The 13,620-nt window shown below is 45.1% G+C and carries 13 protein-coding genes and 1 pseudogene; 9 read left to right on the forward strand and 5 right to left on the reverse strand.

Going from position 1 to position 13,620, the window contains the following annotated elements; genetic code table 11:
• Positions 1 to 408: 408 nt before the first annotated feature.
• The 4 genes from ACRRSX_RS17545 to ACRRSX_RS17560 all read right to left on the reverse strand — a co-directional run bounded on the left by ACRRSX_RS17545 (position 409) and on the right by ACRRSX_RS17560 (position 6,857).
• Positions 409 to 2,406, reverse strand: coding sequence for a methyl-accepting chemotaxis protein (locus tag ACRRSX_RS17545; protein WP_432451924.1), 1,998 nt, complete (start codon positions 2,404 to 2,406; stop codon positions 409 to 411).
• 402 nt (positions 2,407 to 2,808) lie between these two features.
• Positions 2,809 to 3,195 carry a DUF2799 domain-containing protein gene (locus tag ACRRSX_RS17550; protein ID WP_432451923.1) on the reverse strand — a complete coding sequence of 129 codons (387 nt, stop codon included), beginning with the start codon at positions 3,193 to 3,195 and terminating at the stop codon, positions 2,809 to 2,811.
• 523 nt (positions 3,196 to 3,718) lie between these two features.
• Positions 3,719 to 4,132 (reverse strand): alternative ribosome rescue aminoacyl-tRNA hydrolase ArfB, encoded by a 414-nt coding sequence (gene arfB / locus ACRRSX_RS17555; RefSeq protein WP_432451922.1) that lies wholly within the window; start codon positions 4,130 to 4,132, stop codon positions 3,719 to 3,721.
• Positions 4,133 to 4,373: 241 nt separating this feature from the next.
• Complete coding sequence (locus tag ACRRSX_RS17560; protein ID WP_432451921.1) at positions 4,374 to 6,857, reverse strand: EAL domain-containing protein; 2,484 nt, start codon at positions 6,855 to 6,857, stop codon at positions 4,374 to 4,376.
• A 522-nt stretch (positions 6,858 to 7,379) separates the two neighbouring features.
• Here ACRRSX_RS17560 and ACRRSX_RS17565 point away from each other — a divergent pair.
• The 9 genes and pseudogenes from ACRRSX_RS17565 to ACRRSX_RS17605 all read left to right on the forward strand — a co-directional run bounded on the left by ACRRSX_RS17565 (position 7,380) and on the right by ACRRSX_RS17605 (position 12,024).
• Positions 7,380 to 7,904, forward strand: coding sequence for a DUF3450 family protein (locus ACRRSX_RS17565; RefSeq protein ID WP_432451920.1), 525 nt, complete (start codon positions 7,380 to 7,382; stop codon positions 7,902 to 7,904).
• A 51-nt stretch (positions 7,905 to 7,955) separates the two neighbouring features.
• On the forward strand, positions 7,956 to 8,621 hold the full coding sequence (locus ACRRSX_RS17570; RefSeq protein ID WP_432451919.1) for a hypothetical protein: 666 nt from the start codon (positions 7,956 to 7,958) through the stop codon (positions 8,619 to 8,621).
• 29 nt (positions 8,622 to 8,650) lie between these two features.
• A complete protein-coding gene (locus tag ACRRSX_RS17575; protein ID WP_439022890.1) occupies positions 8,651 to 9,190 on the forward strand; it encodes a MotA/TolQ/ExbB proton channel family protein in 540 nt (179 codons plus the stop codon).
• Entirely contained in the window at positions 9,191 to 9,406 is a 216-nt protein-coding gene (locus ACRRSX_RS17580; RefSeq protein WP_432451917.1) for a hypothetical protein, read from the forward strand.
• 18 nt (positions 9,407 to 9,424) lie between these two features.
• Positions 9,425 to 9,724: a MotA/TolQ/ExbB proton channel family protein gene (locus ACRRSX_RS17585; protein WP_432451916.1), complete on the forward strand. Its 300-nt coding sequence runs from the start codon at positions 9,425 to 9,427 to the stop codon at positions 9,722 to 9,724.
• A pseudogene (locus ACRRSX_RS17590) lies at positions 9,725 to 10,135 on the forward strand (ExbD/TolR family protein). It begins immediately after the preceding gene.
• On the forward strand, positions 10,135 to 10,521 hold the full coding sequence (locus ACRRSX_RS17595; protein ID WP_432451915.1) for a hypothetical protein: 387 nt from the start codon (positions 10,135 to 10,137) through the stop codon (positions 10,519 to 10,521). The pseudogene ACRRSX_RS17590 and the gene ACRRSX_RS17595 overlap by 1 nt, the downstream one beginning before the upstream one ends.
• Positions 10,522 to 10,553: 32 nt before the next feature.
• Positions 10,554 to 10,826 (forward strand): energy transducer TonB, encoded by a 273-nt coding sequence (locus ACRRSX_RS17600; protein ID WP_439022903.1) that lies wholly within the window; start codon positions 10,554 to 10,556, stop codon positions 10,824 to 10,826.
• Positions 10,816 to 12,024, forward strand: coding sequence for a tetratricopeptide repeat protein (locus ACRRSX_RS17605; protein ID WP_432451914.1), 1,209 nt, complete (start codon positions 10,816 to 10,818; stop codon positions 12,022 to 12,024). Before ACRRSX_RS17600 ends, ACRRSX_RS17605 begins: the two co-directional genes overlap by 11 nt.
• Here the strand turns inward: ACRRSX_RS17605 and focA are convergent.
• Positions 12,021 to 13,562 carry a formate transporter FocA gene (focA, locus tag ACRRSX_RS17610; RefSeq protein WP_432451913.1) on the reverse strand — a complete coding sequence of 514 codons (1,542 nt, stop codon included), beginning with the start codon at positions 13,560 to 13,562 and terminating at the stop codon, positions 12,021 to 12,023. The two genes, ACRRSX_RS17605 and focA, sit on opposite strands and share 4 nt — an antisense overlap.
• Positions 13,563 to 13,620: the final 58 nt, after the last annotated feature.

The raw sequence follows: 13,620 nt of genomic DNA on the forward strand, positions 1-13,620 counted from the left end.
TTGACGCCCAATACTACGTATATCAGCAGACCAAAATTAATTATTCAAATCCGCCGAAAATAAGTTGTAAGCAATCAGATGAATCAAACTATCTTGAGGCAAATTGAATTAGAGGGAGAACTATAGCAATGCTTAAATTGGCGAAGCAATGAGCAATATTTAAAAAAGTTATGACTATCAAACTATTATTATAAAGTTGTTCCAGCGATCAGACTTAAGTCCACTATCGTTTCACCTTACACAAGGTAAGTCACTTCAGCCAGAGAGCTTGCTTAGCGGAAATAAAGAGAGGGCAAGCCTTAAGCCCTCAGTAAGCAATGCACTAACCGCTGGGGGAGCGTTTATCATGACTTCGCTGTTTAAACGAACGACTCCATCAATATATGCAGTCGCTCTTAAACAACCAAACTAAGACGCGGCGTCTAAGGTAAAGGTTGCTAGCTGACCAAGTTGTCGTGCCGACTGCGCTTTAAGGGCATGGCTGGCATCTTCGCTGGTTTGAGCATCGCGGTTAGCTAACTCAGCCAATTCGACAATTTTGCTCACGTTGCTGGCAACCCGAGTCGCTACCGTGAGTTTCTCTTCCGCAGTTCTGGCTATATCTTGACTACGTTCGCTAATTTGGCTCAGTAATTCGGCGATTGATTGTAACTGTTGGTCACTTTGCTCGGCCTGCACCATACAACTATCAACCATGGTTTCACCTTGCTGCATCAACTTGGCTGCTGACTCAGCACCTTTTTGCAAGGTATCAATTACTTGAAAAATTTCGACCGTGGAGTTTTGCGTCCGACTCGCAAGACTTCGAACTTCATCGGCAACCACCGCAAAACCGCGACCTTGCTCTCCCGCTCTGGCGGCTTCTATCGCGGCATTTAAGGCTAATAAATTGGTTTGTTCAGCAATCCCTTGAATAACATCCAAAATAGAACTAATGCCATCAGATTGCTGTTTAAGATCAATCACCTGAGAACTCGCTTGAGTAATGGTTGATTGCAATTGATTGGTGGTCTCGCGAGTACTTTGCGCCGCAACCCGCCCTTGCTCGGTTAAAGCCGATACCGCGCTGATTTCATCTCGTGAAACGTTAGCTTGCTGCGACACATCTTGCACACCAACTTCCATCAAAGTGACGGCTTCCGCGACCAGATCGGTTTGCTGTTGTTGGTCACGGATCAAACCACGAGTATGCTGGCTTGCCGCTAAGCCTTGCTGTGCACTCCCCTCTAATTGTGAGGCATTACTAACCATCGCTTCAATGGTTTGACTAAGCTGCGCGGTAAGTGTATTCAATTGGTTAGCAATTTGCCCAAACTCGTCATTACGCTGTAACTTGACTCGCTGACTAAAATCACCGTCAACCAAACGTTTCATTTGATCCAAGGTTCGTTTCAAGGGCAATCGAATACTTCGAGTCACACTCCAGGCAACCACTAAGGCAATCACCAACGAAACTGCAATCGCGGCCAGCATCTGCAAGGTTGCCATATAAGTACTTTGACGAGCCTGCTCACTCGCAGAATGAATGATCGATGAAACCTGCTGATTAATACTGTCCAACATCGCTAAGGCGGTGTCGGTTTGTTGATTTAATTGCGCTAAATTAAGTTGTTGCTGATGTTGTAATTGACTAATGCTAGCGACCACTGCAAATAGGCCCTGTTCACTAAAAGATTTAGCTAATAAATCGAAATAAGCATCTAAGTCACCGGCGCTCACCGGATCATCTTTTTTCAACTGTTCACGCTTGCTTAGCATTGAATCATAGTAGGTATGAATCACGCCTAACAAACGTTGACTATCTTCTGCAGTTTGCGCCGTAAACACATTATTCACCGTGCGGCTCAAACCCATCCCATCACCTAAGATCCCCTTGGCAATCCATTGAGCGCCATCTTCAACACTATCAACTAAGAGTTCTGCATCATCTTTAAAATAGACCCATTCTTGATTATAGTGTTTGCGTAAGCCTGCTAATTTTTCAGTACTGGCTAACCACTGGTGACGCGTTTCGAGTTGTTGCGCCGAAGTGCTGCTAATCAGCTGTTGTTGCTTAGCTAATTCCGAGAGGCCTTCGCTCAATTGCGCATCATCACGTCCCAGCTCTAGTAATTGTTGAAAACTATTTAGATACTGCTGACTAAGCGACGCTAACTTGGTTTCTAAGTCGCTGAGTTCGGAGGCTTGCTTTTTTCCACTATGTAAACCAACCATCCGCGCAGAATTAAGCAATAAGCCCGACAATTGATTAGCGCGCTCGGTCATCGGCGTAAGCTGCTCAACGGTTCTTTTCAGCTGCGCTTCGACACCTCGCATATTGATTTGGCCAATCACAGCCATAACCACTAATAATAGCAACAAGACAACAAATCCTAACAAGGTTCGCATCACTACCGATAAATTCATTTCCATCATTCCTTGTACCCACAACTCGGCCGAGCCGTTCCATTATCTAGCGTTTTCTGCCGTACTTTTTAAGCACATAAGAAAGCTCGTATCAAATACATATCACAAAACCGAGTAAAAGATCGAGAAAAAATACCAATTATGTAGAAATATTCAGACTAATAAGCTACGGGTTAAGAATAATTGTGCTGTTATTGCAGCTTGGATTTAGCACCTTCGAGTTGCTTAAACTTTGTGAGAAGAGAGCTTTAGTCGGCATGACCTGATAGTTCTATGATGACTCGACAGTGTAGATAAACACCCTAAGTACTTTATCCTGCAGATTCGAGAGATACAAAAAAGATCGCGACTGCGATCTTTTTTTGGGGGCTATAAATAACTGCACCATAAACCATGTGCTGATTAATCGCTAAACATGCCCATAACCTCTTCCATTTGCTCATAATCGTACAGCCCTGCTTGCCAGCTAAGTACCAACTCATCTTCATTACTAAAGTTTACGCATTCTCCACGATAAGACTGACCTGAATTTCCAGCCTGATAGGCAGTATCAACGGAACAAAACTGCGTTAATCCTTCGCTATAACCTAATTTGTAACTGGCAACTTGATCTTGGCTCAAAGCTTTGAGTTGACTTAACTCGATGCTGGTACGTTGATGGTGACCATTCTGTCCGTCAAGCACACCCACTTCTTGCCACTGCTCTTGTTGCACCAAATTACTTAGCGATGCAGCATTAACTGAAGCGGCGATGACGAAACTAAATACGATAAAAATAGACCTAAACATGTGAACCTCCTTGGTGGCTCTGGGTAATCAAACTTCACCTTAAATATAAGACTGCCAGAACCAATAAGTAAGCGACTTTACAAAGCTTTAAGCGCCCTTTACAGTGGTTTACAAATTTTGAAACAGCGCCGTTTACTGAGCTAGAAAACAAATGAGAATTCAGTTTTAAACGCCACCAAAGACCATGAAAAAATGTCCTTTTTTTAATGGGTTTATTCTGCGCTCGGTGGTTCATTAAGACAAAGCTTATAAGATGAAAGGTCACATCCATACGCGATTAGTGGGGTCGAAGACTTGGTCTCCATATGTTTGACTCTTTTTCTTTACCAGCAAGAAACCGTTGTATTTGCTTCACATTCAAAGTCATTCTGACTAGATAAAGGCAAATATCCGCAAACAAGGCAAAACCGGACTGCAAAAATACTGCGACATTTCAAACAGAACCAAAGCCATGATGAAATCATAGATGCAAAACAAATCATATGAATCAGCGCAGGGCAGCACCGATCAGAACAAGCGCAACTTAATAATTGATTTTTCCTCGCATTTGCTTGGTTTGACCACGCTGAGTCTTCTGATCCATCCGCCGACGTTTTGAACCCAAGGTTGCTCTGGTGGGGCGACGTTTCTTTTGTACCACTGTCGCATCAAGGATCAGTTCTTTTAAACGTTGTAAGGCTTCTTCCTTATTTCGCTCCAAGGTACGATGGGTTTGTGCCTTAATGATAATGACCCCATCTTTGGTAATCCGTTGATCAGATAACTTTAATAAACGTTCTTTATAGAAATCAGGCAAGCTTGAACGCTTAATATCAAACCTTAAATGGGCAGCACTAGAGACTTTATTAACATTTTGACCTCCAGCGCCTTGAGCTCTGATAGCGGTAAATTCCAATTCCCAATCGGCCAAGCTTAGCTTATTAGATAATTCCAGCATTTCTGATTAAACCATTCCTAAAGAGTATTAATCGGGTTCAAAGTCAATTTAACTTGGGCGATTAATGATGACGCGGATAAATGTGTAATCGCGACAGCTGTCGCGCAGACTAGCACTCTAAGTCTATCACTCGCAACCACCTCGTTATGCCAACAACAGCCATTTAAAGCCTAATTGGTACTCGTATTCCGAGAAACAGAGAATATGCGGCTTAAAGTAAAGTGTACCCCAGTTTAAAATGTCACTCACGAGCGCCACCGTCATGAACCAGGCCATATGACTCACTCGCTAAGGGTAACACTCGAGATGAAGATTTGAGCAGCAATTCAAAACTCTCTTGGCTTAAGGGCTTAGAAAACCAATAACCTTGAGCATAATCACAACCCTCGTTCGCTAACAACTGATACTGATTTTCAGTCTCGATCCCTTCAGCGATCACTTTAATGCCCAATTTATGAGCCATCACTATAATCGCTTTACAAACACTCAAATCATCACTCTCTAAACTCAAGTTTTTAATAAACATACGATCGATTTTTAAATAATCGATGGCAAATTTTTGCAAGTAAGCCAAGGACGAATAGCCCGTACCAAAGTCATCTAGTGCCACTTCAATACCAGCCTTGCTTAAGGTGAGTAATTTTTCGTTAACGGTGGGGCTATTATTCATCAGTAAACCTTCAGTGATTTCCATCACAACCGCACTACTCGACAACCCAGCCTCGCTCAGCTCATTGAGCCAAGCATTCACATCACAGCCGCTCTCAAAATACTGCTTGGGGGAGGTATTTATACTCAATTGCACCGCGGGTAAACCTAATGCTTGCCAACGTTGTAATTGCGCGACTGCACAACTAAATACCCAGTTGCCAATATCTACGACAACCCCAGTTTCTTCTGCAACCTGAATAAAATCATCAGGGCTTATCCAGCCTTGACTTGGGTGTAACCAACGCACCAACACTTCGGCTTTGACTAACTGATGATTGCTTAAATCGACGATGGGCTGAAAACGTAAATGCAACTGTTGTTTGACCAGCGCCATTCGTAAGTCGTTAACCAACAAGCGTCGCAGTTGTGCCTGCTCCTGTAAAGATGCTGTGAAATAGCTGAGACGGTTACGCCCTTGCTTTTTGGCGACATACATCGCTTGATCAGCATGTTTTAGCAAGTCATCGATTGTATCTCCATCCTTAGGAGCAAAGGCAACCCCAATACTTGTCGAGATGTAGACTCGTTCAATTCCAAGTTGAAACGGCGTACTCAGCGTTTTTAAGAGTAACTCACCCAAATTCGTGACTCGCTGCTCGCGACCACTGTCAGTGAGTAAAAGGATAAACTCATCCCCCCCCAACCGAGCCACATGTTCACCTTCGCCAATACAATGTTGGATCCGCTGAGCCGCTATTTGCAATAGCATATCGCCCATATCATGACCAAGGGTATCGTTAATCCCCTTAAACTGATCCAAATCTAACAACATTAAACAAACAGACTCTTGCTGACGACGATTAGCCAAGGCGTCACTGAGTAAACGATTAAGCATGCGCCGATTTGGCAGTTTCGTCAGCGCATCAAAATTGGCTTGTTGCCATATTCTCTGCTCCGCTTTTTTGCGAACCTGCACCTCTTTACTCAGGGCTTCGGTACGTTGCTTCACCCGCTGCTCAAGCAACATTCGACTCGTGTACACTTCACTCGCCATAGCATTAAATTTAACCAGTAAGGCTTCTATTTCGGTTGGCATAAAACGTCGATTAACATTCACATACTTCCCCATTTCTCCATGAGAGATGCCTTGAGCAGCTTCCACGACTTGGCAAATGGGACGGATCAACATACAAGCTAAATACCAACTCACCATCCCCACCACAAATACACATAGCAGCGACAACCAAAAGGTAAACTGCTTTAGCTGGTGAGAAGATAAGAGCAATTCAGAAACAGGCTGCACCACCAATACTCCCCAGCCTGTCTCTGCAACTTTAGCAAATCCAGCGACCATTTCTGTTTGCAAATTAGGGGAATAAAACTGACTCAGCCCATCGCGGTGATGTTTAAGCATGATCACCGGCGCTAAACTCGATAAATCTTTAGCGCGTTGCCACCATTGAGCATTAGGGTGCGCCAATACGCGACCATTTTGGTCGACTAAAATCGCATAACCTTGTTGTTCAAAGCTTATCTCAGCTTGGCTTTGCACTAAAAACTCAGTACTTTGCGCCCCGATCAGAAAGCGATCTTCACCTTGATAAATCACCATAAAGATAGTGGCTTGCGGTAATCCTTCGGTCACCACCGCACTATATGCAACTCGAGTCTTATCAGTCCTCGCCTGCGCCATTGCAGTGCGCAGTTGCAACGGTACGTCATCAAAGATATTCAGCGCTTGATCCGCATAAAAAAAACGCTGCCCACGGCTCATCTGCCACTCAAATAAGGCATAGATATTGGCTTGACGTAGCAAAGTAGAAAACGCTTGGGGGAAAGGCTGAGAAGTGATTTGCTGATTGACAGCACTCAGCATTGCTGCGCTGTCAGTGACATAGCGCGACAAGTTAAAACTAGTCGTCTTGGCCAGCAGTCGATGTTTTTGTTGCACACTTGCGATGTCACTTTGTTGAATTCGATGTTGTAACCAAGAACTCACGATCAAAGTCGGCAGCAAAGCCGCCATCATACAAATAATAAACAAAATATATTTGAGGGAAATCCGCCGAGTCATCCATGCCAGCCAGAAATATGCTAATTAAGTTTAACTCTACATCATATTCAGCAAGATGCGACAACTAAAGTTGTGGCCAATTTCAGAACTCATCATAATTCGAGTCAATATCCAATGGATCAGCAGGCATCGACCCCAGCAATTGAAAATGTAGCCCCCATAATGGCTCCAATCATGCAGAGAATTCAGCTTCATCGAGTCATTTTATCTGATACTAGCGGCTTGTTAAGTTATGAGCCTAAACCGATTTTGGCTGGCTTTGGCTCTCTCAAATTAAGGTATGAATGTGTTGGTAACGACAATTGACTATTCATTGCAAGGACGGAGGATATGAATCAATATTTGATGCTATTTACGTTGTTACTGGCCTCAGCGAGTGTACTAGCAAATAAGCAACACTTAATGCCTTCAAAGCTGGCAGATCAACGCCAGCTCCAACAACTTAATCGAAGCTCACAATAGCAAATCGATCAATTAGATGCACAACGTCAAGCGACCCTCAATGAAAAACGTCAATTACGCTTGCAAAGCGAACTCTTAGAGCAATATAACCTGCACTTACATGCCATGCTCCTTCAGCAGCAACAACAGTTACAGCAACTCAAAGGCGATCTCACGTCCTTAGCCCAAAGCGAACAACATGCCCTTCCCTTGGTGCATCAGATGTTGAATGAACTCACACCATTTGTCGCCAGAGATCTGCCATTTCTGAGCCAAGAACGAGAGCTACGCTTACAGGACCTCGTGCAACTTTTAAACAGAGCTGATATGAACTTGGCAGAAAAATATCGCCAAGTATTAGATGCTTACCAAATCGAAATGGAATATGGGGAGACCATCGAGGCATATCAAGCCATGCTCAACGAGCGTCAGGTCAATTTCTTTCGGCTTGATCGCACCGCTTTATACTATCAAACGCTCAACGCACAGCAGTCGGCACTGTGGGATCCAGCGACGCAACAATGGCAAATTTTAAGCCCTACAGACAACCTCAGTTTAAGGATGCCATCGCTATTGCTTGAGAACGACAAGCGCCTCGCCTACTGAGCTTACCGATACCACCTCCATCAAACCACATCAACAAGTCGGAACCATAAAATGCATTTGTCTCCGGCCAAATTACTGATGATTTCGCAGCTCAGCTTCAATAACATCACTTGCTGGGCGAATAATCAACTCAAGCTCAGCCAAAGCCAAGCACTAAACCAGCAACGCGAACAGCAATTTGAGCAAGCTCTTCAACAACAACGACTGCGATTACAGCAAACTCGCCAACGTTTAGCGCAGGCTGAAGCCACACAACAGCTGTTAAAACAACAGTTTGTGAACAATGAACATGCAATTAGCCTGAGCCAGCAGCAACTTCAACAAAGTAGTGGCCAACTTGGAAAAGTATTTGAACTGATCAAGGCCAAGGCGACAGAAAACCAAATAGCCTTAGATAAATCCTTAGTGGCAGCAGAGTACCCCGATGCCAGCAAGCGTTTAGACTTTGCCAAACGTCAAGGTCTTCCCACTGCGGCCGAGATACAACAATTCCCTCGGGTGTTACTGGCACAACTGCAATATTCAGCCAGTATCAGTTTTTTTGATACCGATATGATCGATAGCGATGGTCAAGTGCAGCGACAGCACTTACTAAGAATTGGTAGCTTTAATATTATCAATCAACAGGGCCAATACTTGGAATGGCAGGCAGCACTAAAAAATTACAGCTCTATCCCCGCCAACCCAAGCAACAAGCCAACTGGCAACAACGACTAAAACAAGCCGGTCCCGTAGCTGGGCTAATCATGGTGCTCGCACTAGTCGACTTAGTAGTCGGTTTATTCCGTCTTTTCATACTCTTACAAAATGAACGGAGAGTACGACAACAATTAAATCATCCCCAACAGCTGTCTACCAATAACGCCTTAGCTCGGGTATTAAGCGCCGCCCAAGGACCAAGCTCTTGCCTAGAGGACTTAGAGCTACGTATCGATGAAGCAATATTAGGCGAACTACCAAAGATTGAGCGAGGCCAAAGTTTAGTCAAGTTGTTCGCTGGGCTCGCTCCGCTACTGGGTCTACTGGGCACGGTGTTAGGCATGATCACGACTTTCCAAAATATTAGCCCTTATGGGAGTAGCGATCCTAAATTTCTAGCGGCAAAGATCTCACAAACCTTGATCACCTCAGTACTGGGCCTACTCGCCGCTATTCCCTTGTTGTTTTGCCATAGCCTGATGAGCGCTCGCAGTCGAATATTACTGCAAGTGATTCAACAGAAAGGTTTAGCGCTGCTTGCTCAGCAACACCGACACGAACCGTCCAGCAATGCTGTCGACAAATAAATGATGAAGCATGGCCTGATGTTGCTGCACTCAAGCCTCGACAGCCTACATCTGCTGTTGCATCTCGGAGGGTGGGTTTTATCGTTGTTACTCGGCCTCTCGGTATTACTAGCGAGCCTATTATTGGAACGTGACTGGTTTCGACTGATCAGCTATCCAGCCCAACACAAGGCTTACCAAACTCAGCTAAAAGGCCTAGAACACCGCGATCAATGACTTAACCTACGCTGCGATATGGAACTTAAACTGAATCAACACCTGAACTTAATCAAAACGCTAATCAGTGTGTGTCCTTTATTGGGCTTGCTCGGCACCGTCAGTGGCATAATTGAAGTCTTTGACAATATGGCCTTGGCGGGCAGCGCCGATCCACGCTTAATGTCTTCAGGCATTGCTCGGGCAAGTTTGCCCACGATGACAGGCATGAGTATCGCCGTCATCGGCTTAATCAATTTTACTTATATTAAACGCTGGACCACTCGCAGTAAGTTAGCGCTGCAACGACGTCCAGCGAATATAAAAAGGGATGCCTAGATGAAACGGCGCGATATCATCAATAAACCGGAAGAAGACGCCGAGATCAACATGACACCAATGCTGGACATCGTATTCATCATGCTGATTTTTTTCATTGTCACCAGCAGTTTTGTCAGAGCAAGTAGTATCGAAGTGAATCCTCCAAGTGCGCAGACTGGCCAATGACAAAATGACTCGGCCAGCCACTTAAGCCTAGCCGCCGATGGTAATATTGAACTCGATGGCCAGCGCACCGACCTACGCTTGGTCAAGACAAAACTTCAGCAATTAACAACGCAGCGGACCAATTTTGCCATCTTAGTCAAGGCCGACCAACAATCCACAACCGGGCAATTGGTGGCACTTTTAGCTCAACTTCGCTTAGCCAAAGTTCCTTATCGCCTAGCAACCCAAGCGAGTCAACCTTAATGTTACGCCTTTTATTCGCCTTTCCCGCAGGCCTGCTCGTAGCGGGCAGTTTTTTTGTATTCCTGGCTAACATCTCGGGACTCAAACAAGTGCCGCTCCCCCAAGCGCAACCCTTAGCTGCTATACAGTTATTTGCTCAACGCCACAGCCGCAAGCCCGAATTGGTTCAGCGTCGACCTCTGGTACCGCCTCATTTAGCGCCAACCACAACGGAGTTTCATTTCAGTCCACCAGCAACCAGTGTTCACCAAACACAAGCAAATATAGAACTCTCGGTTTCAGCGATCGCTCTCCCCCTCGCTAAAGTTAGTCTTAGCCCCCTTAAACTACCGGCTCTTACCGCAAGCGTGACCAAGGCCGAGCTAAGCTCCCCAATAACCTACTGAGCGAAGGCAAGGCGCTTCGCCTCATACTCGGAATTCAACCGAGCTACCAAGTAAAACCGCAATATCCTTTCAATGCGCAACGACGCAACCTCGAAGGCAAGGTTGAACTAGAATTTATGGTCGGCTCCGATGGCAGAGTAAAGGCTTCAAGCATCAAAGTACTAGCGGCCGAGCCTGCCCTGATATTCGAACAGGCTGCACGCCGTGCCGTGCAGAACTGGCGTTTCCCCATTAAGTATCAACAACAACGGTCAGTAAGCTTTATAACGCGCCAGCTGATTGAGTTTAATTTGCATGAACAGTAAATACTTAATCGTACTATCAATTATATTTATTTCATTTAGCAGCAATGCGGCCAAATTAAGTCAAAGCGAAAGCCGTCAGCTACAATCCGCACAACGACTGCGACAACAACGATTCACAGAGGCCGAACACTATCTCAAGCAGTTAAATCATCAATATCAACAACAAAAACGGGCTTACGCACAAACCGTTGCTTTGCTTTATCGAAGTCAAGTTGCTCTGGAACAGCAAACTTATGCTCAAGCGCTCAACAATTTGCAAGAGGCTTACCATTTACAGCAACTTTCCGATGACCAACAAAACAGCACTCTCTACCAAATTGCGCAGCTACAATTACAAGAGCAGCAATGGTCGGCCGCCATTACGTCTTTTTCCCTTTGGCAAGCACAACAGCTCCCCCCCCCTGTATTGGCCGATAGTGAATTTTACTTGGCGCAGGCGCATGCTCAGCTAGGACATTGGAATAAAGCAGAACAACACATCGCTCAAGCTTTAACCAAACAACCCGCGGTGCCTCCTTTAATTTGGCTACCACTGGCTGTCAGTATTTATAGCCAACAACAACACTGGCCTTTAGCCATCAGAGTGCAACAGCAAGTATTATTGAGGCAAGGACAGCAACTTCAAGCTTATCTGGTTCTGGTAGCACTGTTACAACAAGCACGACAGCCCGATAAAGCGCTGGCTTACTTACAGCAAGCCTTTCAAGCCAACTTATTTGAAAATAGCGAACCCTACCTTTTACTCAGTCAACGATGGCAAAGCCAAGGCGCGCCTTATCAAGCAGCTTTGGTATTACAACAAGGCATGCAGCAAGGGCGCATGGCAGGGCAAACCAAACTACGCCAAAAACGCTGCCAATTATGGCTAAGCGCCAAAGACTACCCGCAAGCTTCCAGCTGTTTTAGTCAATCGCTCAATCTTGAGCCGAGCAGGAAACATTATCAACAGCTCGCTTATGCACAAGCGCAACAAAGGCTATGGCAGCAAAGTATCAATAGCTTACAGCGAGCGCTTGACTATCCCGACACCGAACCAGCCCACAACTACTTGAACCTCGGTTTGCTCTATCTGGAATTGCAACCTTATCCCGAGGCCGAGCAGGCATTAAAAAAGGCGGGAGAATCATCTTCAACCGCCTCTATCAGCCAACAAGCGCTGCGCTATTTACAGCAGCGACAAACGCTTAGTTTACCTTAAGCTACTGATGATTCAGCAACTGCTTTAAAAGTCTCGGCTTCAACTTTGGCTGGCGCACCGAGTGCTGGACGCAAGGCTTTCAGTACTTGATGACGAGTAACAACACCGACTAACTTACCGTTATCAACAACAGGGAAAATCTTCGGACGGTAAACACTGCTGTTACGTAGCCGCTCTTCAAGTGGTTGATGAGTGCTGCTCAACAATACACCTGAATCAGAAACGGGGTACACTTGAGCAACATCAACACTCATATATTCTGCTAGTTTAAGTAAATTATGATTAGGAGCCACGGTCATTACGTCCTTTTGCATGATACTTTCTACGTTAGTCGCACTTGGTTTGCTGTAATCTTCCAGCCATAACTTACGTAAAATTTCTAATTCAGAAACAAACCCAAGTAATTCCATCTGTTGATTCACGACCACAGAGCCAAACAAGCCATTCGCCAACAATGCATCACAGGCTGTCGCCAGAGTCATATCCGGGCTTAAGGGGGTGGTTACCGGTGACATAATGTCGGCAACAGTCATCGATTTTAAGTTTTGCATAGTTGGTTCTCCGATAGGACCAGAAATTTGATTTGATAAAACAGATATAGAACTTGAATGGATTTTTGCTTGTGGCTTACGGTGGTAGATTGACCAATAGCCCAAGCCCACAATCACTGCGCCACCAATGATGTTACCGATAGTGACTGGAATGACGTTGTGCCAAAAAAAGTTTGACCAAGTAAGATGAGCAAAAGCGCTGGATTGAATCCCTAAATCGCTCCAAAACGATGGTTCAGCCCAAGTTTTAATTGCGATCCCTAAAGGCACCATAAACATATTGGCCACGATGTGTTCAAAACCGGTACTCACAAACATCGCCACAGGCAAAATCACTAATGCGCCCTTGGCTGCACTCGACGTGGTACTAAAGGTCATCCATACCGCTAAACACACCAACAAATTACACAACATTCCCAACAATACGGCTTGCAAGAAGCTGTGCTCTAATTTGTGTTGTGCGATCGCCAAGGCATTTAAGCCCCACTGTCCATGATCCAATTGATAAAGCTTGGCGCCACTGACAATTCCAACCAGTAAGATGGCACCAATAAAGTTACCTAAATAAACCTTGCTCCAGTTCGCGAGCATCTGCCGAGTATTCAACTTACCGTTGGCCCGAGGAATAATAGACAATACCGTACTGGTAAATAACTCACCGCCACAGACCACTAGCAGTACCAAACCTAAACTAAATGCTAAACCTCCAAATAGGCGGTTAAAGCCCCAGCCCAATTGTTGTCCTGAGCCAGTGGTCACCGTAATGTAGAAAACGAAAGCAAGACCAATAAATATTCCTGCGCTAATTGCTAAACTCAAAGTTTTACCAGTACTGCCACTCGCCTTCTTATAGGCATACTGTTCGGCGTACTGTGTCATTTGATCCGGGCTTAAAGCAGCATTTGAAGCATGAACAGGCAAGGCACTTGGCTTACTTGTTGATACTACAAATGGGGCATTAAAACGCTCGGGTTGCTGTTGATTCATTCCCACAAAAACCTTTATTGAAAGCAGCTCAGCCGCTCGGTAGCTAATCGTGACACTA

It is taken from the genome of Agarivorans sp. QJM3NY_30 (assembly GCF_050870855.2).
In the GTDB taxonomy this organism is placed as follows: Bacteria; Pseudomonadota; Gammaproteobacteria; order Enterobacterales; family Celerinatantimonadaceae; genus Agarivorans.

Coding starts and splice junctions, on each gene's coding strand:
- ACRRSX_RS17595 (WP_432451915.1), top strand. CDS start 10,135: ATGTTACGCCTTTTATTCGCCTTTCCCGCAGGCCTGCTCGTAGCGGGC.
- ACRRSX_RS17605 (WP_432451914.1), top strand. CDS start 10,816: ATGAACAGTAAATACTTAATCGTACTATCAATTATATTTATTTCATTT.
- ACRRSX_RS17580 (WP_432451917.1), top strand. CDS start 9,191: ATGATGAAGCATGGCCTGATGTTGCTGCACTCAAGCCTCGACAGCCTA.
- ACRRSX_RS17560 (WP_432451921.1), bottom strand. CDS start 6,857: ATGACTCGGCGGATTTCCCTCAAATATATTTTGTTTATTATTTGTATG.
- ACRRSX_RS17570 (WP_432451919.1), top strand. CDS start 7,956: ATGCATTTGTCTCCGGCCAAATTACTGATGATTTCGCAGCTCAGCTTC.
- arfB (WP_432451922.1), bottom strand. CDS start 4,132: ATGCTGGAATTATCTAATAAGCTAAGCTTGGCCGATTGGGAATTGGAA.
- ACRRSX_RS17575 (WP_439022890.1), top strand. CDS start 8,651: ATGGTGCTCGCACTAGTCGACTTAGTAGTCGGTTTATTCCGTCTTTTC.
- ACRRSX_RS17550 (WP_432451923.1), bottom strand. CDS start 3,195: ATGTTTAGGTCTATTTTTATCGTATTTAGTTTCGTCATCGCCGCTTCA.
- ACRRSX_RS17585 (WP_432451916.1), top strand. CDS start 9,425: ATGGAACTTAAACTGAATCAACACCTGAACTTAATCAAAACGCTAATC.
- focA (WP_432451913.1), bottom strand. CDS start 13,562: ATGAATCAACAGCAACCCGAGCGTTTTAATGCCCCATTTGTAGTATCA.
- ACRRSX_RS17545 (WP_432451924.1), bottom strand. CDS start 2,406: ATGAATTTATCGGTAGTGATGCGAACCTTGTTAGGATTTGTTGTCTTG.